Raw genomic sequence first — 19,307 nt, 5'->3', positions numbered from 1 at the left:
GCGGTATCGAGATGCAATGAGCTCTAAGCACAGTAAATAAGCGAATAATTACCATTCATTTGCAAAAGAGGAGCTTTATTTATTTATAATCAGAAAAAATGTAGAATTCTACAAAAAAAGTGAGTAGAAATGATAAAATCAGAATTATTTTGGTACACTTACCAACAAATCTATATTCCCTTTGATGGAATATGTTTTTGTATGACTCGTGACGATAAAGCCAATGCCTGCTTGGATATCATAATCTCTTCCATCTATATGTAAAATTCCATTTCCTCTTAATGGTAAACAAAGAGAATAAGAAGGATTGTTGATCTGAATTTCATTTTGAATCTTATATCGAGTCACACTAAAATATTTTTCATTCATATATTCAATGACTTCATTTCCTTCTAACATTTTAATTGTTGGATGTACATCTGGTTCAACATGTGGAATATTTGTGACTTCAATAGCCTGATCAATATGTAGTTCTCGCATATTCCCATCGGCATCTTTCCTGTCATAATCATATATACGATACGTAACATCACTGGATTGTTGCACTTCAGCCATCATTAGCTTTCCTTCAATACCATGAACAGTACCCGCTGGTGTATAAACAAATTCATTTGCGTGTACTGGTTTTCGAATAAATAAAGTATCCCAAGCTTTTTCCTCTACAGACTTTCTAAATTCTTCTTTTGTGTTGGCCCTATGTCCACGAATGATTTTGGCACCTTCTTCAACATCTAGCCACAGGCAGAATTCAGCTTTACCATAATCATTTTCATACCTTCTAGCATACGCATCATCTGGATGGACTTGTACAGAGCATGGTTCTTGAATCTCATTGATTTTAACTAATAATGGAAACTTGTCATGAGAATCATTCGCAAATAATTCTCTGTGATTTAAATACACTTCTTTTAATGTTTCACCTTTATATTTTCCATTTTTGATTGTACTTAATCCGTTGTCATGAGCGCTAATTGCCCAATATTCTCCAATCTTTTTATCTATAGGACCAAAGCCAAACTTTTCTTGAATACGCATTGAACCATATGGCTTTTCTTTCATGGGTGAATCCAAAAATAATACTTTTTCCATATCTTACTCTCTTTCTTATCTTGACTTGAGCATACCACAAATATATAAATCGTGTATAATAGAAGAAGTGGACTTTTGGAGGTTATTTATGATTTTAGAACAAATTGATAAAGACTTATTGAAAATGGCAGAAGAATCGGATGTCGTTTTAAAAGATATTTATAAAAAAATTGATGATGTATGTTTATACAATTCAGATCGTATCTTAGCTGCATTTATTGAGAATCACGTTTCTTATTCTGACTTTGCGGATATCAACGGATATGGTAACTATGATGAAGGTCGTGATAAGATCGAACGTATTTTTGCGACAGTACTAGGATGTGAAGATGCTTTAGTACGTCCTCAGATCATGAGTGGTACAAACGCTTTATACTTAACCTTATCTGCCCTATTAAAACATGGAGATACAATGATTTCTATTTCGGGTGCTCCATATGATTCATTGCAGGAAATGATTGGTTTATGTGGTGATTCTACACAATCGCTAAAAGCCAATGGTGTAAAGTATGAACAGATTGATTTAGTGAATGATGATTTTGATGATGATAAGATTGTTGAACGTTTAAAGGAAAACAATGTAAAATTGGTGGAAATCCAAAGATCTAGAGGATATGCCCACCGTTTATCATTAACCATTTCAAAGCTTGAGCGTATCATCAAAAAGATTCGTGAAGTAAACAAAGACGTTATTATCATGGTAGATAACTGTTATGGTGAACTTGTTGAAAAATTGGAACCAGGACATATTGGTGCGGATGTTGTAGTTGGATCCTTAATGAAAAACTTAGGTGGAGGAATCGCCTCTACTGGAGGATATGTAGCTGGTAATAAAGAATTGATCAACATGGTCGCTGAACGCTTAACAGCTCCTGGAATTGGTAAGGATTTGGGTGCAAACTTTAACTTGAACAACTCTTTCTTTAAGGGTATCTTCATGGCGCCAAATGCCGTTAAGAGCGCTTTAAAAACCGCAGTTTTTACAGCCTATATGCTAGAAAAATTAGGATACAAGAATGTATCTCCTGCTTATAATGATGAAAGAACGGATATCATTCAAACTTTAGAGCTTGGTTCCAAAGAAAATCTTGTTAGTTTTACACAAGGTATTCAATCCACAAGTCCTATCGATTCCTTTGTTCGTGTTATGGCCGCTCCAATGCCAGGCTATCCATTTGATGAAGTTATGGCTGCCGGAAGCTTTACACAAGGAAGTACAATTGAATTAAGTGCAGATGCTCCAGTCGTTGAACCATACACTTTATATATGCAGGGTGGATTAACATTAGAATATGGAAAGCTATCTATTCTTCTAGCCCTAACAAATATGAAAAACAACTTAGATGCCTAGTGCATCTTTTTTGTTTCAAACGATCATTGAATCGTTGCATTATATTGTGCAACGATAATCGTATCGTTGCAAATCGATTCAAACGATACTATAATGAATATAAGGATGTGATAACTATGCGTGAAACAAGAACTTTGGAATTTAAAGAAAATATAAACAGTAATTCGTTTTTAAAAACAATAAGTGCCTTTGCGAATTATTCAAATGGAGAAATCATCTTTGGAATTTGTGATGATGGAACTGTTAAAGGAATTGATAATCCAATTGATGCTTGTTTGAATTTAGAAAACAAAATCAATGATTCCATCAAACCTATTCCTTCTTACACTTTAGATATCACAAAAGAAAATACAATCATTCTAAAAGTATTCGAGGGAACTTTTAAGCCTTATTTTTATAAAGGAAAAGCATACAAAAGAAATGACTCATCTACTATCGAGGTGGATCGATTGGAATTAAACCGACTTGTCCTTGAAGGATTAAATCAATCTTATGAAGAACAAGAATCTACTCAACAAGATTTAACTTTTCAAACATTAGAAGATGAACTTTCTAAAAAGCTTGATGTAAATCATATAAATACCGATATACTAAGAACGTTAGGCCTTATTAAAAACGGAAAATACAACAATGCAGCAGCTTTAATTGCAGATTCTAATCCATTTAAAGGTGTTGATGTCATTCGTTTCGGAGCAAACATCAATGAAATAATGGATCGAGAAATACTAGACCATATTTCCATTTTAGAAATGTACCATCGCGTTTTAAATATGTATAAAAAATATTACCAATACGAAAAAATTGAAGGTAGTCTTAGAATCAGTAAAGAAAAAATCCCAGAAGAAGCATTTCGAGAAGCTTTAGCTAATTCTCTAGTACACCGCTTATGGGATATCAACGCTAGAATACGCATTTCCATGTTCGATGATAAAATTGAAATTACTTCTTGTGGAGATCTACCTCGTGAAATAAGTGAAAAAGAATATTTAGATGGTCAAATATCTTTTTTAAGAAATCCTATTATTGGTAATATCTTCTTTAGACTAAATTATATTGAAATGTTTGGTTCTGGAATCAAAAGAATAAATGCTTCATATAAAGATTTTCAAAATAAACCTGAATTTAAAATTTATGAAAACTCAATCACTGTCATATTGCCTATTGAATCAAATTTGATTTCATTAAGCGAAGACGAGAAGGTAGTTGTTTCAATTCTAAAAAAGAATTTAAAACTATCTCGTACACAAATTGAAGATGAAACTCAGTTCACAAAATATAAAACAATTCGAATTCTAAATTCTCTTATCGAAAAGAATGTAGTTCAAAAAACTGGAACTGCAAGAAATATCAAATATATACTAAAATAAGCCACATTTGAGGCTTATTTTTTTAACAACTACCCATTTGTCCACCATCAATACGAATGATGGAATTGTTGATGAAGTTCGCTTCATCACTAATCAAGAAACGAACAAGATAGGCCACTTCTTCTGGTTTTCCATAACGTTTCACCATGATTTTTTCGGTTTCTTCCTTTAAGAACTCTTCATCATAGCCATCTAGTTCATTATCGGTTCCAATAAAGCCTGGAGCAACACAATTCACATTGATATATGGTCCAAATTCGGCTGCAAGATTGTGTGTCATTGAAATCAAGGCTGCTTTTGAAGCATCATAATCGATACACATTGGATAATATGTGTTGATTCCATTGGTACTTGATATATTGATGATTCTTCCATATTCTTGATCTAACATGTGTTTATAGACTCTTTTACTACAATTAAAAGCACCTACAACATTTACATCTAATGTTCTTTTAAATTCTTCGGCATTCTTTAAGTGAAATAGATTGGAAAGATCCACAGCCGCATTATTAATTAATATATCTACGCCACCCATCTTTTCTTCAATTTCACTAACCATGATATTTACCTGATCCACATCGGATACATCTGCACAAATTGTAAGGCAACGAACATGATATTCCGATTCTATTTTTTCTTTTAATTCTTTGGCAGGCTGTTTAGAAGTTAAATAATTAATGACAATGTCATAACCATGTTTTGCGAGTTCCAATGCGATTGCACTTCCAATACCACGAGCACCACCTGTAATTAAGACAACTTTATTCATAGTTAAAAAAAGAAGAGCGATTAAGCTCTTCCTGCATATTTTCCATCTGTTGAGAATACAACGATTTTTTCACCTGGTTCGATGAACTGTGGAACTCTTAATGTTAATCCAGTATCTGTAGTTGCATCTTTAGTTTGGTTAGATGGTGCACCTTTGATTGCTGGATCTGTTTCAGCTACTGTTAATTCAACTTTTTCTGGAACAGAAACAGATAATAATTCTCCTTCGAAGAACATCAAAGATACTTCAGCACCTTCAACAATAAAGTATTTGTTGAAATCAACTTGGTCAGCTGTTAATTCATAAGTATCGTATGTTTCTAAATCCATGAAGTAATATGTAGAATCTGCTTCATATGAGAATTGAGCTGCTTTTTTAGAAATGTTAGCTTGTTCAAATTTAGTTGAAGCATTGAAGTTTCTTTCTTGTGTATTACCTGTTTTTAAGTTTTTCATCTTAGTTTTTAAGATTGCTGCACCTTTACCAGGTTTAACATGTTGGAAATCTAATACTACCCAAGGATCACCATCAACGATTAAAGTTAATCCTGTTTTAAAATCACCTGCAGAAATTGCCATAATTTTTCACTCCTATTTTCTATAAATATTTTTTTACACGCTTTATTGTACCATATCCTCATCATTTTTAGAAGAATGAGTGTAATACTTTCACTCTACTTTATTCTCTTTAAATAATTTCATCATTTCATTTGTTAAACTAAATTCACCAGGCTGAAGAATAATTTCATCTCTTTGAACCCAATCTGCATACTTCAATTCATTGGTATCCATAGATATTTCATCATTTCCTTTTACATTACAGAAGAACCCCAACAAAATATCATTGGCACTTCCCCAAGGCTGCGATTTATAGTAACGAATATTGTTGACTTTGATTCCAGCCTCTTCCATAACTTCACGTTTTACCGTTTCTTCTACAGTTTCACCAATTTCAGTAAAGCCAGCAATCAACGCATTATATTTAAATCCCGTACGATATTTTGTCAGCAACAACTTATTCCCATTGATTACCCCCACAATCACAGCCGGCATAATTCTTGGATAGACTGTATTATGACACTCTGGACAGACCATCGCTCTTTCTGTTGTTGAATGCACCATCTTATGTCCGCATCTTCCACAGAATTTAGTATCTCGATACCAATCTGCCAAATGCTTTCCAGTAATGGCCGCAAACAAATTGTCTTTTGGCTCAATCCCTTCAATACGTAAACTTCTCTCTTCAACATAACCATATCCTGATGGAATCTGGTTCTCTTCTAATTGCATATCACATAAGAAATATTTCGTATTATCAATTGAAAACAAATAGCGATACTCTACATTTTCTATTTGTATATCACTCACTTTAGGAAAAACAACTTCCTTATTCTCAAAACAATTTAAATGAATTATGATTCTTCCATTCACAATACATAGCAATACATCCTTTTGTGTTGCCTGTACATTCGGATCAAATTCATTATGTAATTTATGTGGATAAATATCTTGTACCATTTTTTCTACCTCGCGGATATCATTTTATCACATTTTTATTTTCCATTCTCTTTAATTCCGGCATGATTGTCATTAACATTGTTACGAAACAAAGAGTTCCACCAATCACATTCGATACAGGTTCTGCCAAGAAAACACCATCTGTACCCATATGAAGATAAAGTGGCATGATGTATGTAAGTGGCACGACAATAATGACTTTTCTTAAAATAGAAAAGAAGATGGCTTGTTTTCTTTTATTTAATGACTTAAATACATTCTGTCCAATATACTGCAAATCCATGAATATGAAGGCCGCAAAATATTGTTTCAAAGCTGGCACTGTATTATTGACAAGAACAGGATCTGAACTAAAGATTTGGATCAATGCATGTGGAATTAGAATAATCAAGCTCCAAACTATAGCGGTATAACCAAAGACAAGAATAGATATCACTTTAATTGCCTTTCGAATACGACTTGCTCTTCTAGCTCCATAGTTATAGCTTAAAACTGGGCTAGAACCATCATTGATCGCATGAATCGGTGTTTCTACTAATTGCCTTACACTCGAAATGATGGTCATCACCGAAATATAAATATCTCCACCTGTTATGGATAGCACGTTGTTGCAACAAATCGAAACCAAACTGTTTGTGAGCTGCATGATAAAACTACTGCTTCCTAAACTAATAATATTTTGTGCATAACTTTTACAATCGATGAATTCATTTTTGTTCAATAATCTTACTTTTAATTCCGAACGATTCTTTAAAAACCAATACACAAAGATAGCTGAAACACATTGAGAAATGATAGTTGCGATGGCAGCCCCTTGAATACCAAGTCCAAACAGGAAAATAAATATGGGATCTAACACTAAATTCATAATAGCCCCAATCAATACTGAACACATACCTGCCGTTGAATAGCCTTGCGCATTGATAAATGGATTCATCCCCAAAGTAAGCATAGAAGGTAATGTTCCTATTAGATATATCATCATATATGGATAGGCATATTTCATGGCCGATGTGGATGTTCCAAATAAGGTTAATATATGCTTTAAGAAAGGATAAAGAACAATCATTAAAACAATCGAACACAATACTAGCATCGTAAATGAAGTATTCATGACTAAGTTTGCCTTTGTACTATTCTTTTCTCCTCGACCGATTGAAAACAATGGTGCCCCACCACTGCCGAACAGATTTGCGAATGCATTGATAATCACAATCAAGGGAAAACATAGACCAATAGCGCCTAATGCATATGTCCCAATACTAGGAATTCGAGCAATATAGATACGGTCCACAACATTGTAAAGAAGACTCATAATTTGTGCTACCAATAAAGGGAAAGCAGCACTTATAATATTTCTTGTCACTGTATCATTTTCAAAATCAATCCGTTTCATAAAAACCTCACTAACGACTAAGTATATCACTTAATTTAAGATAAGTTTAAGAATTTTATCATTGTTTACTTATGTTTTGAATGGTATAATCTGTTGACTATAAGGAGAGGGCATATGTTTACTACAAAACACTTTATATGGATAGGAATTTGTATTCTATTTATCCTAATTATGAATCACTATGCGAAAAAAGAAGATTTCACGCTACAAAATGCTTGTTACTTCTTTATGTTTATATGTTTATTGAGCGAAACCACAAAAATGATGTCAGATATGATTCCAAGTACACATGGAGGAATGCACTTAAATCCGCAATCCCTTCCATTCCATATCTGCAGTATCTTATTGTTTATTGCGGCCTACATCACTTTTGGAAAGGATGGTCCACTAAAACAAAAAATGATCAACTTCTTTGCGGTTGTCGGTACTTGTGGAGGAATCGCCGCTATCTTGATTCCAACGTATGGCGTTGAATTTAATGTAGCCAATGTATATCAATGTTTCATGTATCATGCAACATTAACATGGTTTTCTTTATATTTGATTCGTTTCAAACACGCAAACCTAGGTATGCAGGCATTTAAAGACAATCTAGTTGTATTATTTGCGTTATTAATTTTTAACCTATATATGAATTCTATTTTGTCAGTTTATGATACAAACTTTATGTTTATTGTAAGACCACCATTAGAAGGACTTCCATTTCTTAACCTAAATCATGGATACTATATCTATTTATTTAGAGTCATCATGCTTGGAGTGATTGGACTTAGTCTATTCCATTTACCATTCATAGTAAAAGAAAGAAAAAGCTGTGAGACAGAAAGCGACTTCAATATCGCTTAGTCCACAGCCTTTTTATTATTATGAATCAAATACGGATTCAAATTTCAAAAGGTTTATCTTTATATTTTTCTTTAATTTTATATTTTATCAGTTATAACTGATAAAATCGTATTTTGAACACTAATTATCAGTTACAACTGTATTATTTACTACATAAGGAGGCTAAGATTTATAATCAAGCATTGAAACATTCGTGATTTTCTTCTAGAAAAGGAATGGAACTAAACATTTTAAAAGTCTCAACCATAATTGACTGAGACCTCTTTTATTTTATCGCTTGCACCATTTCTTTGACATATTCCTCAACATACTTAGGTGCATCTTTTCCATACTTCTCAACAATCTTCACAATGGCACTACCCACGATTGCTCCATCAGATTGAGTTGCCATTTTTTTGCTTGTTCTGGTGTTGAGATTCCAAAACCTACCGCAACAGGAACGTCTGTGACTTCTCGCACAAGATTTACCATAGCCGAAATATCCGTTGTGATCGTAGAACGAACACCCGTTACGCCTAATGAAGATACGCAATAAATAAAGCCACCTGCATCTTTGGCGATTATTTGAATACGTTGATGACTGGTTGGAGCAATCATACTGATTAAATCTAAACCATACTTCTTTAATACCACATCAAACTCTTCTTTTTCCTCATAAGAAAAGCTAATCATTCCATCATTACCCTCAGCTAGTAGTGCTGCTTTTTTTACAACCTCAGCTCCCGCATTTTGAGCTAAAGTTTCTAATTAATGTGAAACATATATTGACTTATTATTTATGTAATATATAATTAAATTAACGATAAGCATTAATTTATTAATGTTAGGAGGTAATATCATGAGTGATAAGTCTAAAGGTTTATTGAAGAAAATGTGCTTTGTTTTAGAAATTGTTCGAGGGGTTTGTTTAATTTCTGTTGTGTTATCGATTGGACTTAGTCTATTCTATGCCTTCAACAAAGATGTATATAATACTTTATTTGGAAGTATAAGAATTGACTTTCTTCAATTGATGTTTAAAGATGATACTGCTTTACAAAAAGATACCATGTCCATGTGGTTGCCAATTCTTTTCTTGTTGATTGCAATTCTTATATTCATCATTTATAAATCTGTACAAACAATTGAATCTATTTGTACGATTACGATGGATCATACTCCATTTGATGTTCGTGTTGCTGATCATATTAAAAACCTTGCCAAGTATATTCTTGTCAGTGGTATTGTCTTTAATATTCTTGAAGTATGTCGTGTTATGTATTTTAAGCAGATAATCAACTTTGATCTACTCTTCAATTCAAAATATGTCACACAAATCAAGTTCGATATTCGTTTTGAATTAAGCTTCTTAATTTTTGCCGCACTTATCTATTTATTATCTTATATATTTAGATATGGACAAGAATTACAACAATTGAGTGATGAGACGTTGTAATTATGGGTAAGATCATATTGCGATTAGATCGTGTCATGGCCGATCGAAAAATGAGTTTAAAAGAGTTGTCTGAGAAAGTTGGTGTCAGCAATGTCAACTTATCAAAGATGAAAACAGGCAAGATTTCTGCGATTCGCTTCTCTACTTTAGAAGCTATTTGCGAAGTATTAGATTGTCAACCTGGTGATATATTGGAGTATGTAAAAGACGATGAAAAGAGCTAGTTTCTGGCTCTTTTTATATTTAGGGATTGGATGTGGACACACCGTTACTACATTTATTGATATTTTATTAAAAGACAAATATACTATAAGTGAAAGGAATGGTTAATTATGCGTAACGTAATCAATGCTCAAAAAGATGATGTATTTAGAATTCGTATGAATTCAGAAATTAAAAATGAATTGGAAGAAGTTTTTGCGAAAAATGGCTTAACTTTAACAGATGCCGTTAACGTATTTTTTCAACAAGCATTAAATACTGGAGGCTTTCCATTTTCTGTAACTGAAGATAATGCTGAAAACATGAAAGCCAAAGCTTTAACTAAACTCATAAAAGAATTAGAAATTGGTATGAATTGTACTGAATCTTATTCTGAAGAAGAAGCTAAGAAAATATTAGGTTTATAACATGCAGATTATTTACAAAAGGACAGCTATTGATGATCTTTTAAATATCGAAAGCTATATTATTAGTCAATTTAACAATAAACAAGCTGCACAAAAATTAAAAAGCACCATTGTAAATGCGATTGCCTTATTAAAGGATAATCCTTATTTAGGCCCAAAATTGTCAGATCGATTTAATATGGATACTTCATTACGTTATCTAGTCGTATCTAAACAACTTGTATTCTATAATATCAAAAATGATAATATCGAAATTATCAGAATACTTGATTCAAGGCAAGATTACTTATCGTTACTATTTTAATTGTTTAAAAATGCTACACACTGTGTAGCACATTGAATTGGACATATGATCAGAAAAGCCCTTAAACAAGGGCTTTTTGACATTTACTGAATTTTTTTAAATATACTATTTGTATATACGATAGAAAATCAATTTGGTAAATAAAATACAAAGTATTAGACTTCCCATTAAATATAAACCTGACACTTCCATTTGAATTGTTCGAGTAATCAACAATACAATCACATCCAGTATTGTTATGAAAGTCAATAGTTTTACTATATACATCCTACGAATTTTTTTATAAGACATGCCAATAGTATGCAACAGATCATACTCATTTTTGTGCGCGTAGAAATGTTGATACAACTGCATATATACGATCACAATAGAAGTGATCATCAATATAAATTGATAGAACTGTACGATTTTTTGACACATATTCATCGTTTCAACAAGATTCTTTGTGTCCGTTTTATTATCCAACACATAGAAATCATCTCTTCTAGACAATTGAATATGATCAAGCTTCTTTTTTAGTAATGCCGATTGTTTGGTATTTACCCACAAATCCCCCGTAATAAATGTATCTGGATATGCATTTAACCATTCCATTACTTTTGATTCAGGAATATACAAAACTTTATTATCCCCACTATGTATATGTTCTTCTACCGATATATCGAGTACATCAATCAATTCTCCACCTTGTTTATACAATTGCAATCTTACATTATCTTCATATGAATTACTTAAGACAAAATCATTATATTCATTTGTAATCTTGGTTTCTATTTGTTCATTATTTATATTCGCATCACATTGAATGTTATAATTAAATTCATGCTCATACGACTTAAGAATTTCTTTTGATTCCTCAATAAATTCAGGAATCAATGTATGATCAAATATATTAAATGTAGCACTCACATCATGTTCATACTGCACTTCTTGTTTATTTGTTTGAATCCAAGATGTTAATGACTGCATGGATACACACATAAACATGGAACTCATCGCAACAACAAACGCAATAAATAAACCATTTCCATTTCTCATTGTTTCAACAATGGATAAATTGGAAATATGCAATTTTCTAAAGCAATAATATTTATGTCTTACTAAACTCAATCCAAATGCAGATACGTATTGTACAAATAAAATCAACAATAATATGCATAGATGGTATCTTGATAGATTTAAACTAAATGGAAGATTCATTTGAATCCATTTTAAAAACAAGCCCCACAATACAAATGTAAATCCGATTCCCATACACTCAATTCCTACAAAGAGCAAGGTATATTCCTTAATCATAGACAAACGAATGTTCTTTTTATTCATCCCCAATATAAAGAGTTGATCATAATAAACCTTCTTTTTCTTTAGGTGTACAGATAGAACGCTATACACAAATAAGAAACAACATACACTCATAAACAGAATCAGAGATTTAAAAATGTTTTCATATTCTACATTCAAATGATATTTGGCAACCACCATATCCGAATTCAATTCATAATCCTGTACGGGTAGTGTTGCGATTGCCGATTTATCTTTTAAATTCGCATAAACATACATTGCATCCTTTTTTGAATGCGTACTTGTATAAAAACTATAATTGATCAGCTGATTGTTTAGATTTTCATAGACACCACTAATCTTATATTCTTTAGAATCTTGATCAGCATATAGCTTTATTGTGTCCCCCACCTTATATTTATTCTGATACTTTTTATGGATCAACACCTCATTGGATTTAGGATACTTTCCTTCTATCAAACGTATTGGATACACACTAAAATTTGTAGTTGAAACCAAAGAATCAAAAGTTCCTTTATACATATAGGGCAAAGGCGTTTCATAACTCAAACTATCTAAGTATGTATCTGTATATTCTTTATTTTGTGTATACGCAAACGTTGTATATTTCACATCATAATCCCCATAAAAACTTTTGGCTGCATTGATTCGATATTGATCATAAGAGTCTTTTACTACAAAAAGAGAAGTTAAAAGAAATGTGCATAAAAATAAAATACTCAATAATAAAACATAGCTTTTCTTATTACGACTTCTATATTTCTTGACTATATTCATACAATTTTTCCTTGTTCTAAACGAATGATTCGATCTGCATAATTGGCGATTTTCAAATCATGCGTAACCAATACAATTGTCTTTGACTTTTCATTCAATGCCTTTAAAATATCCATCACATTTTCAGCATTCTCTCCATCCAAATTCCCCGTCGGCTCATCTGCCAATATGATATCTGTATGTGCAAGAATGGCTCTACCAATCGCAACTCGCTGTTGCTGACCTCCAGACAATTCATTCGCAAAGCTATCTTTTTTATGCTCTAACCCTAACAATTTCAATACTTGATCCAACTCTTTTTCATCCACTTTTTTCCCTTTGATTTGACTTGTCAAACACATATTTTCTTTCACTGTCAAAAAAGAAATTAGATTAAAAAATTGATATACATAACTAATATACCGACTTCTTAATGTACAACACTCTACATCTGATAAAGAAGACATCTCTTTATTTCGAACTACACAACTTCCCATATAATTCGTATCTAAACCACCAATAATATTTAGTAAGGTTGTTTTTCCACTTCCACTTGCTCCAATAATCGCAACAAATTCCCCTTTTCTTATATGCATAGAAACCGTATCGAGTGCCACACAATCTTTATATGTTTTCTTTAGATTCTGTATTTTAATCACAATTTATCAACTCCTTTTCTTTATTAATACACATAAGAAAAAGAAGCATAAAAAAAATCGAATAACCGTCAATTGATTTCGATTATTCGATAAATAAAATGATTTTCATATCCTTTGAATCCATAATTTTTGTTCCATGATACTTATTCAAAATGATATTCAGTATAGATTGATTTGAAGATGTCATATTCTTTATGTCCAAAGGATATTGAACATGTAAAATCAGCTCTTTCTCCTTTAGATTCATATGAAACATGAAAGTCTCATTTTCTTTAACTAAGCTACTATCTAATACACATGTAAGTAGTGTTGTTAAGTCTTGTGTATCCATAGAATCGATTCTTTTAGGAACCTGTATCTGTATATCATAATCCAATTTATGTTTTTGAATAAAACTTTGAAGAATTACATCCACATATGGATTTATACATATAGAATGGGGATATAACTTTCCATATTTTACTAACTCTTGATTGATTTGTTCTTCAATTGCCGCATATTCTTTCTTTTGCGACAGAACCTTTATATCGTCCAAAGAATTTCGCATATCGTGAATCAACTCCTTGATTCCCGTCTGTTCATGAATCATTTGTTCTGTGTAATGGCTGGATAACTCAATGAAATTTCGATACATCTCAATCTCTAATTTTGAGCGTATTCTAGAAAAAACAATGATGGCTACACTTAATAACACAAGAACTGATATGGTAAACACAAACACATAGATTTGGCTATTCTTTATGAAATACATATATGTAAATTCTGTTCTAGAAAACAAGTCTGTCATCAACAACATATAAAGATAACTAAATATAAATAGAATTATAGAAACACCATATTGCATATTCTGACTAAATTCTAAACTTTCATATTTAAAGATTTGATAAAAGATTGCGCATCCACTGATTGTGAGTATTGTTGAAAATGCATAATATTCTATAGTCAAAGAACGAAATAGAAGGATATTCATTGTTTGAAATGAAACGACGATCAAATTTGAAATAACAGATTCTAATATATGATGTTTTTGTGTGGAAATATTCAAACATAGAATGGGAATCAACAATTGTAGAAATACAGACAGCCAGTTTATATGTATATATTCAGCGGTTAAAAACACACATAAACCATTTAATAAGAATGAAAGAATGCATTTTGGATATAGTGAATTCTTCATTATTTTTAAATAGAAACATTGTTCGCAAACATAATACATACTGTTCATTAGAATATTCATATGCTTGTCCTCATCTGAATATAGTGTTCCTTTACCTTTTTCCATCTTCGAACACTCACAGAAATAATCGTACCATCGAACATAATGATCTCATGATTCTTTACATCCAAATAATCGACTTTAGAAAAGTTGATAAGCACATTATTATTTACACGAACAAAAGAATCCGATAACGTTGCTTCTATCTCTTTCAGTGTTTCGTTCACTAAAGATAATTTCGTTCCATCTTTCAATAAAACGAATATGCCATTCTCAATTTGAAAATACAGAATATCATCCCTATATACATATCTTGTTTCATACGGTAAACTCAGTGCAATCTTTTCCAATTGATGAATACGATTTTCTACCTGATTTACCTTTTCAACTAGGACTTCTTCTATTCGATTTTTCGTAACAAATCCTAAAACATTTGTATCAAATGTATCGGCCATAACTTCACTATGACTACTTACATATACAATAAAGCGCTGTTTGTCTGGATGTTTTTTAATGAATTCAATGCCATTTTGATTCTCTAGTTCAATATCTAATAACAATAAATCAAAATAGAAATTGGATTCCATATATTCTTCAACTGTACGAAAAAAACAAAGTCTATGATTTAAATCCAATAGATTTCGTATTCTTTCTTGTTGAATCAAACTATCTTCTAATACTGCAATTCTCATAGGTCAATTATAATGGTTAATGCAGTAAATGGCAAAAGCATCCTAGTCAATTCAACTTTATCTATGGTTTGTGGCGTCAGATAAAATTATGGTATTTGTATATTTTATACGTAAAGTTCACATCAGTCTAACTTGGGAAAATATATCATTTGCACCGTTTTTCTAATTATATACATTTAATTATTTTAAAACCCCTATTTAATGCCATTCTGCACAAAACATATTTTCCCATTATTTGATATATTTTGTTGCCCTTGCCTGCCCTAATTTCTTGAACCTCTCATCACTGAAGTGATGAGATTCTTGGGAACAGGCTTCTTTTGAAACCTTTCTTACCAAGCTATCCCCGCAGTTCTGCAGTTCTTTTTTTAGCTAATTAGCTAATATGCTGCAATTGACGGAGAGGGATACCGATTTAAATATATACACAAGCAATAAACTTGTGTCAATTCCTATTATGACATATATAGACCTATAGCTGTATAATTCTATCACATGAATTTGTAACAACTATATCGTGGATTGGGGGGCTTCGTTAACATGGGATATTTAGGTAACAGCTAGATACCTACGAACAATTTTAAATATGGTTTAAATCGCTTCACACGTATTCTCTTTTAAAAGCTACTATTTAAGTACTCTTCGACATCCATAGTTACAATCTTTTTGTTTTCAAATAATAAGACTTTATCATATAAAGAAACTGTTTCCTTTGTTACTTTATGTTCAATAGACAATACTGTAAGATCTGGATTGGATAAAATGAATTGATGTATTCGATCTGAATTTGTTTTATCGATTGCAGAAAAAGCCTCATCTAAGAAAAGCCATTTTTTATTTCTGTACATTGCTCTTGCCAAACAAATACGTTGCTTCTCTCCACCGCTTAAATTCAAATGTTCAAAATCAAGATTGTCTCTTTCCTTATCAAATATTGATTCTAAATTAAATATAGTTACTAAATCTTTCAAGGAATATTTACTCATTTCCTTTCCTAAAGTAATGTTTTGTTCAAAAGAAAACGGTAATAAGTCATTGTTTTGATTCACATAAGAAAACTTATCGGCATATGCGCTAAATTGAATATCCTTCAAATCCGTATCATTCACATAAACGCCATCCGCTTTTTTCTGCTTTGTTAAAACATCTAAAAACGTGCTCTTACCATCACCACTTTTACCAATGACTAAATACTTTTTCCCCTGATCTATTACCAAATTATTTAAATCCAATATTTGACGAGCACCATAAGAATAACTTAAATGCTTAATCTTAATGTCATGAATTTGTTCATCAAAAACAATGGGCTCATTTTCTTCATAGCATACTGAATCGTCCAACAGTTTTTGTAGTACTGGCTTAGAAGATTGAATCATGTTTCGAAGATTTGCATAATTAACGATTGGCAGGATCACCATATTACTAGCTTGTGCAATTCCTAATAATTGTCCTACTGTTAATCGATTATAATGTATTAATACAATTCCAAAGAGCAATGTCAAAAAAAACATGGCTTGAGAAATAAAAGAATTTATAGAAGTAAGTATTTTTATAAATCCATTATTTTTTAGAGTACTTTGTTCTAAATTCTTATTCTCAATGTCCAGACCGTCACAAAATACTTTTTCCAAATTTAATATCTTTATATCACTAAAACAACGACACAGATTCTTAATAGAATAAAGCCATTGCTTCATTGAATCCAAATAATTCATTTGATTCTTCTTTAAACGATTCTTAAAAATACTATTTATAAAAATCGTTATAAAAGCACAAAAGAGCAGAAACATTAATATTTCTACACTTAGATTTGCGATATATAGACTTCCCAATATCAATGAAATAGTTAACGAAAACACATTTAATTTTGAAGAAACATAATTATCAATCACCACATTCACTTCATTATTAAATTCATTCAATATTTCACTGCTATCCTTTTTTTGAAACGATTCTATATTCCTGGAAGCATACGATTTATACAAGTTTTTATTTAAACTATAACGTATTTTATTCTTCAACACCTCCGCTACATATTGTTGCAAAGTGGAAACAATTAAATAGACACCTAAAAATATGAATACGATTACTATAAGGTTTGAAATTGAATCCAGAAGATGATCATCAAATATATAACTCATTATGATTGATTTCAATAGATCCACTACTGAATATGAAACAATGAGAATGAGTGTAATAAAGTATAATACTTTATGATTCTGAATAAGTTTAAACATAAACAACCCCCTTTTCCTTAGGGTTATTATTTTTCAAGTCAAACGAAAAGACAAGAAACTGTCAATGAGAAATAAATGGGTTTCTTGTCTATGTTAAGTTCAATTTATTAGGTGATCTTGCACAAAACTAAAATTATATAAAATTATTTGCGACACAAATCTCTTTATATTTATGCAAGTGTTCACAATTTTTTATGAATAAGAATTTAAACAAAGAAGAATCATTCCTTAATTCTTTTAATCGATTCTGATAGTCAACATTTAATCGATAATCATCATTTAGCATCATAGAGAAAACATCGATATACTTAGAATCATCTAATTCTTTGATTAATCTTTTTGCATCGTCTATATTCTCTTTTAGGATCGCATATACAAATAAAGCCTCTTTATATTTGACTACAAAAAAGTCATCAGTACATGATTTTAATCCTTTCTTTAAGTATTGATTTCCCTTTTCCATACAATCCTTATGCTGCATCATAGTTGCTCCCAGATTGTAAAAAGCCAACATTTTATATTGTGAGTCATACTGAGCTGCACTTGTGTAATATTTTTCAGCTTGATTTAAATCTATATCCAGACAAAGCCATCCTAATGAACATAGGATTTCCGCAATCAACATCTTATTTCCTAATTCAACCGCATAGTTTAAACATGTTTTATAAAGATCGTATGCCGCAAAAACATTTTTTTGATATGCATATAGATTGGCTTTGGCCTTCACTCTTCTTATAAATATCCATTCTTCATTATCAGATAGTTCTATATTTCCAGAAGATAATCTAAACAAATTAAAATATTCTCTTTGCGAATCATCCATGTACGAATAATACGCTTCCACTTCAGCAAATGATATATTGATTTGAGAATTCAATTCAGAAGCAAATAGTAAAAACAATTGATATTGAACAAATAAACAGGATGACACAACCTCATCTTTATATTCCAAAAGCTCATTAATTATCTTAAATATTTTTGAATCCGATGACATATAGTATTTAAAGAAAAGATCCAACATTTGTTTAATTCTTTCTTCTTTAATCGTATCCATCGTACAAATCCCTAATTTTTTAAACAACAAATTGTATATATCATCATTTGCGACCAAGATATTATTTTCAATTTTAGAAAGATATGAAGGAGAACAAACCCCATGTGATAAAGCTTCTAATGATATGTCTAATTCTTTTCGTTGTTTCTTAATCAATAATCCTCTGTAATCATTCATACACTGCCCACCTACTAATCCAAAAAGTAATTCATTATTTGTTCCTAATTATATCACGAATTGAACCTCATCACTGAAGTGAAAAGAGGTTCTAAATACATCCCTTGTTTTTTAAGTCATAGAAGTACCCTTTATTTTTCATAAGTTCTTCAAATAATCCCTGTTCAATAATCTGCCCTTGTTTAAATACAAGGATACAATCAAACTTCTTAAGTGTTTCGTCAAAATATTTATGTGTTAAATCTGCCGTTCAACAATGGAATAAAGTCAATAAATTCATTTGTATCCATGATTTCATCTCCTCTCAATAATTGAATACGAATGAATCATATCATATAAAAATTATGAGAAGTTTAATGGACAAAAAAGTGCAAAAAAAAAGAACTTTCTAGTCCAACTTCTCATAATATTTTTCTTCTCATAACACCGTGATTTGGTACTACGTCAAGAAAAAGGACTCATAAAATAGATAAATTTTAAATTCTAATGTTTTGAATAATAATTATTCTCA

At 31.2% G+C, this 19,307-nt stretch carries 19 protein-coding genes; 7 read left to right on the top strand and 12 right to left on the bottom strand.

Features of this window, described 5'->3' with window-relative positions; all coding sequences use genetic code 11:
• Nucleotides 1-144 precede the first annotated feature (144 nt).
• Nucleotides 145-1,089 (bottom strand): type I phosphomannose isomerase catalytic subunit, encoded by a 945-nt coding sequence (locus Q0E86_RS09930; protein WP_295756741.1) that lies wholly within the window; start codon nt 1,087-1,089, stop codon nt 145-147.
• Nucleotides 1,090-1,177: 88 nt separating this feature from the next.
• Here Q0E86_RS09930 and Q0E86_RS09925 point away from each other — a divergent pair, with 88 nt between their 5' ends.
• Both Q0E86_RS09925 and Q0E86_RS09920 read left to right on the top strand, forming a co-directional pair.
• Nucleotides 1,178-2,440 carry a methionine gamma-lyase family protein gene (locus Q0E86_RS09925; protein ID WP_295756739.1) on the top strand — a complete coding sequence of 421 codons (1,263 nt, stop codon included), beginning with the start codon at nt 1,178-1,180 and terminating at the stop codon, nt 2,438-2,440.
• Nucleotides 2,441-2,556: 116 nt separating this feature from the next.
• Nucleotides 2,557-3,807: an RNA-binding domain-containing protein gene (locus tag Q0E86_RS09920; protein WP_295756736.1), complete on the top strand. Its 1,251-nt coding sequence runs from the start codon at nt 2,557-2,559 to the stop codon at nt 3,805-3,807.
• 22 nt (nt 3,808-3,829) lie between these two features.
• On the opposite strand, the gene Q0E86_RS09915 is transcribed toward Q0E86_RS09920, so the two are convergent.
• From Q0E86_RS09915 to Q0E86_RS09900, 4 genes are all read right to left on the bottom strand, one after another.
• Nucleotides 3,830-4,576: an SDR family NAD(P)-dependent oxidoreductase gene (locus Q0E86_RS09915; protein WP_295564540.1), complete on the bottom strand. Its 747-nt coding sequence runs from the start codon at nt 4,574-4,576 to the stop codon at nt 3,830-3,832.
• Nucleotides 4,577-4,596: 20 nt separating this feature from the next.
• Nucleotides 4,597-5,154, bottom strand: coding sequence for an elongation factor P (gene efp, locus Q0E86_RS09910; RefSeq protein ID WP_003865385.1), 558 nt, complete (start codon nt 5,152-5,154; stop codon nt 4,597-4,599).
• Nucleotides 5,155-5,244: 90 nt separating this feature from the next.
• On the bottom strand, nt 5,245-6,093 hold the full coding sequence (nudC, locus tag Q0E86_RS09905; protein ID WP_295756734.1) for an NAD(+) diphosphatase: 849 nt from the start codon (nt 6,091-6,093) through the stop codon (nt 5,245-5,247).
• 19 nt (nt 6,094-6,112) lie between these two features.
• Nucleotides 6,113-7,489 carry an MATE family efflux transporter gene (locus Q0E86_RS09900; protein WP_295756732.1) on the bottom strand — a complete coding sequence of 459 codons (1,377 nt, stop codon included), beginning with the start codon at nt 7,487-7,489 and terminating at the stop codon, nt 6,113-6,115.
• Nucleotides 7,490-7,603: 114 nt separating this feature from the next.
• On the opposite strand from Q0E86_RS09900, the gene Q0E86_RS09895 reads away from it, so the two are divergent.
• Complete coding sequence (locus Q0E86_RS09895; RefSeq protein ID WP_295756729.1) at nt 7,604-8,335, top strand: YwaF family protein; 732 nt, start codon at nt 7,604-7,606, stop codon at nt 8,333-8,335.
• Between the two features lie 345 nt (nt 8,336-8,680).
• On the opposite strand, the gene Q0E86_RS09890 is transcribed toward Q0E86_RS09895, so the two are convergent.
• The gene (locus tag Q0E86_RS09890) at nt 8,681-9,007 is read right to left on the bottom strand and encodes a tryptophan synthase subunit alpha (protein ID WP_295756728.1); all 327 of its coding nucleotides are present in this window, start codon (nt 9,005-9,007) and stop codon (nt 8,681-8,683) included.
• Nucleotides 9,008-9,173: 166 nt separating this feature from the next.
• Here Q0E86_RS09890 and Q0E86_RS09885 point away from each other — a divergent pair, with 166 nt between their 5' ends.
• From Q0E86_RS09885 to Q0E86_RS09870, 4 genes are all read left to right on the top strand, one after another.
• The gene (locus Q0E86_RS09885) at nt 9,174-9,770 is read left to right on the top strand and encodes a hypothetical protein (RefSeq protein WP_295756726.1); all 597 of its coding nucleotides are present in this window, start codon (nt 9,174-9,176) and stop codon (nt 9,768-9,770) included.
• 2 nt (nt 9,771-9,772) lie between these two features.
• Nucleotides 9,773-9,994 carry a helix-turn-helix transcriptional regulator gene (locus Q0E86_RS09880; RefSeq protein ID WP_295756722.1) on the top strand — a complete coding sequence of 74 codons (222 nt, stop codon included), beginning with the start codon at nt 9,773-9,775 and terminating at the stop codon, nt 9,992-9,994.
• Nucleotides 9,995-10,102: 108 nt separating this feature from the next.
• A complete protein-coding gene (locus Q0E86_RS09875; RefSeq protein WP_118324756.1) occupies nt 10,103-10,399 on the top strand; it encodes a type II toxin-antitoxin system RelB/DinJ family antitoxin in 297 nt (98 codons plus the stop codon).
• A 1-nt stretch (nt 10,400) separates the two neighbouring features.
• Nucleotides 10,401-10,703: a type II toxin-antitoxin system RelE/ParE family toxin gene (locus Q0E86_RS09870; RefSeq protein ID WP_295756717.1), complete on the top strand. Its 303-nt coding sequence runs from the start codon at nt 10,401-10,403 to the stop codon at nt 10,701-10,703.
• Between the two features lie 105 nt (nt 10,704-10,808).
• Here the strand turns inward: Q0E86_RS09870 and Q0E86_RS09865 are convergent, their stop codons facing one another.
• The 6 genes from Q0E86_RS09865 to Q0E86_RS09840 all read right to left on the bottom strand — a co-directional run bounded on the left by Q0E86_RS09865 (nt 10,809) and on the right by Q0E86_RS09840 (nt 18,796).
• Entirely contained in the window at nt 10,809-12,782 is a 1,974-nt protein-coding gene (locus Q0E86_RS09865) for an FtsX-like permease family protein (protein WP_295756714.1), read from the bottom strand.
• Nucleotides 12,779-13,420, bottom strand: coding sequence for an ABC transporter ATP-binding protein (locus Q0E86_RS09860; RefSeq protein ID WP_295756710.1), 642 nt, complete (start codon nt 13,418-13,420; stop codon nt 12,779-12,781). The genes Q0E86_RS09865 and Q0E86_RS09860 overlap by 4 nt, the downstream gene beginning before the upstream one ends.
• A gap of 82 nt (nt 13,421-13,502) precedes the next feature.
• A complete protein-coding gene (locus tag Q0E86_RS09855) occupies nt 13,503-14,657 on the bottom strand; it encodes a hypothetical protein (protein WP_295756709.1) in 1,155 nt (384 codons plus the stop codon).
• Nucleotides 14,654-15,328, bottom strand: a complete 675-nt coding sequence (locus Q0E86_RS09850) for a LytTR family DNA-binding domain-containing protein (protein WP_295756707.1) — start codon at nt 15,326-15,328, stop codon at nt 14,654-14,656. The genes Q0E86_RS09855 and Q0E86_RS09850 overlap by 4 nt, the downstream gene beginning before the upstream one ends.
• A gap of 617 nt (nt 15,329-15,945) precedes the next feature.
• Nucleotides 15,946-17,565 carry an ABC transporter ATP-binding protein gene (locus Q0E86_RS09845; RefSeq protein WP_295756704.1) on the bottom strand — a complete coding sequence of 540 codons (1,620 nt, stop codon included), beginning with the start codon at nt 17,563-17,565 and terminating at the stop codon, nt 15,946-15,948.
• 133 nt (nt 17,566-17,698) lie between these two features.
• The gene (locus Q0E86_RS09840; protein ID WP_295756701.1) at nt 17,699-18,796 is read right to left on the bottom strand and encodes a helix-turn-helix transcriptional regulator; all 1,098 of its coding nucleotides are present in this window, start codon (nt 18,794-18,796) and stop codon (nt 17,699-17,701) included.
• Nucleotides 18,797-19,307: the final 511 nt, after the last annotated feature.

This window comes from uncultured Holdemanella sp. (genome assembly GCF_934754935.1).
Lineage (GTDB): Bacteria > Bacillota_I > Bacilli_A > Erysipelotrichales > Erysipelotrichaceae > Holdemanella.
Note: the sequence above shows the minus strand (reverse complement) of the source record. Positions and strands in the feature narration are given on the sequence as shown.

Bases quoted from the DNA above. Each gene is read 5' to 3' on its own strand.
- Q0E86_RS09930 (WP_295756741.1), bottom strand. From the start codon at position 1,089: ATGGAAAAAGTATTATTTTTGGATTCACCCATGAAAGAAAAGCCATAT.
- Q0E86_RS09925 (WP_295756739.1), top strand. From the start codon at position 1,178: ATGATTTTAGAACAAATTGATAAAGACTTATTGAAAATGGCAGAAGAA.
- Q0E86_RS09920 (WP_295756736.1), top strand. From the start codon at position 2,557: ATGCGTGAAACAAGAACTTTGGAATTTAAAGAAAATATAAACAGTAAT.
- Q0E86_RS09915 (WP_295564540.1), bottom strand. From the start codon at position 4,576: ATGAATAAAGTTGTCTTAATTACAGGTGGTGCTCGTGGTATTGGAAGT.
- efp (WP_003865385.1), bottom strand. From the start codon at position 5,154: ATGGCAATTTCTGCAGGTGATTTTAAAACAGGATTAACTTTAATCGTT.
- nudC (WP_295756734.1), bottom strand. From the start codon at position 6,093: ATGGTACAAGATATTTATCCACATAAATTACATAATGAATTTGATCCG.
- Q0E86_RS09900 (WP_295756732.1), bottom strand. From the start codon at position 7,489: ATGAAACGGATTGATTTTGAAAATGATACAGTGACAAGAAATATTATA.
- Q0E86_RS09895 (WP_295756729.1), top strand. From the start codon at position 7,604: ATGTTTACTACAAAACACTTTATATGGATAGGAATTTGTATTCTATTT.
- Q0E86_RS09890 (WP_295756728.1), bottom strand. From the start codon at position 9,007: ATGATTAGCTTTTCTTATGAGGAAAAAGAAGAGTTTGATGTGGTATTA.
- Q0E86_RS09885 (WP_295756726.1), top strand. From the start codon at position 9,174: ATGAGTGATAAGTCTAAAGGTTTATTGAAGAAAATGTGCTTTGTTTTA.
- Q0E86_RS09880 (WP_295756722.1), top strand. From the start codon at position 9,773: ATGGGTAAGATCATATTGCGATTAGATCGTGTCATGGCCGATCGAAAA.
- Q0E86_RS09875 (WP_118324756.1), top strand. From the start codon at position 10,103: ATGCGTAACGTAATCAATGCTCAAAAAGATGATGTATTTAGAATTCGT.
- Q0E86_RS09870 (WP_295756717.1), top strand. From the start codon at position 10,401: ATGCAGATTATTTACAAAAGGACAGCTATTGATGATCTTTTAAATATC.
- Q0E86_RS09865 (WP_295756714.1), bottom strand. From the start codon at position 12,782: ATGAATATAGTCAAGAAATATAGAAGTCGTAATAAGAAAAGCTATGTT.
- Q0E86_RS09855 (WP_295756709.1), bottom strand. From the start codon at position 14,657: ATGAATATTCTAATGAACAGTATGTATTATGTTTGCGAACAATGTTTC.
- Q0E86_RS09850 (WP_295756707.1), bottom strand. From the start codon at position 15,328: ATGAGAATTGCAGTATTAGAAGATAGTTTGATTCAACAAGAAAGAATA.
- Q0E86_RS09845 (WP_295756704.1), bottom strand. From the start codon at position 17,565: ATGTTTAAACTTATTCAGAATCATAAAGTATTATACTTTATTACACTC.
- Q0E86_RS09840 (WP_295756701.1), bottom strand. From the start codon at position 18,796: ATGAATGATTACAGAGGATTATTGATTAAGAAACAACGAAAAGAATTA.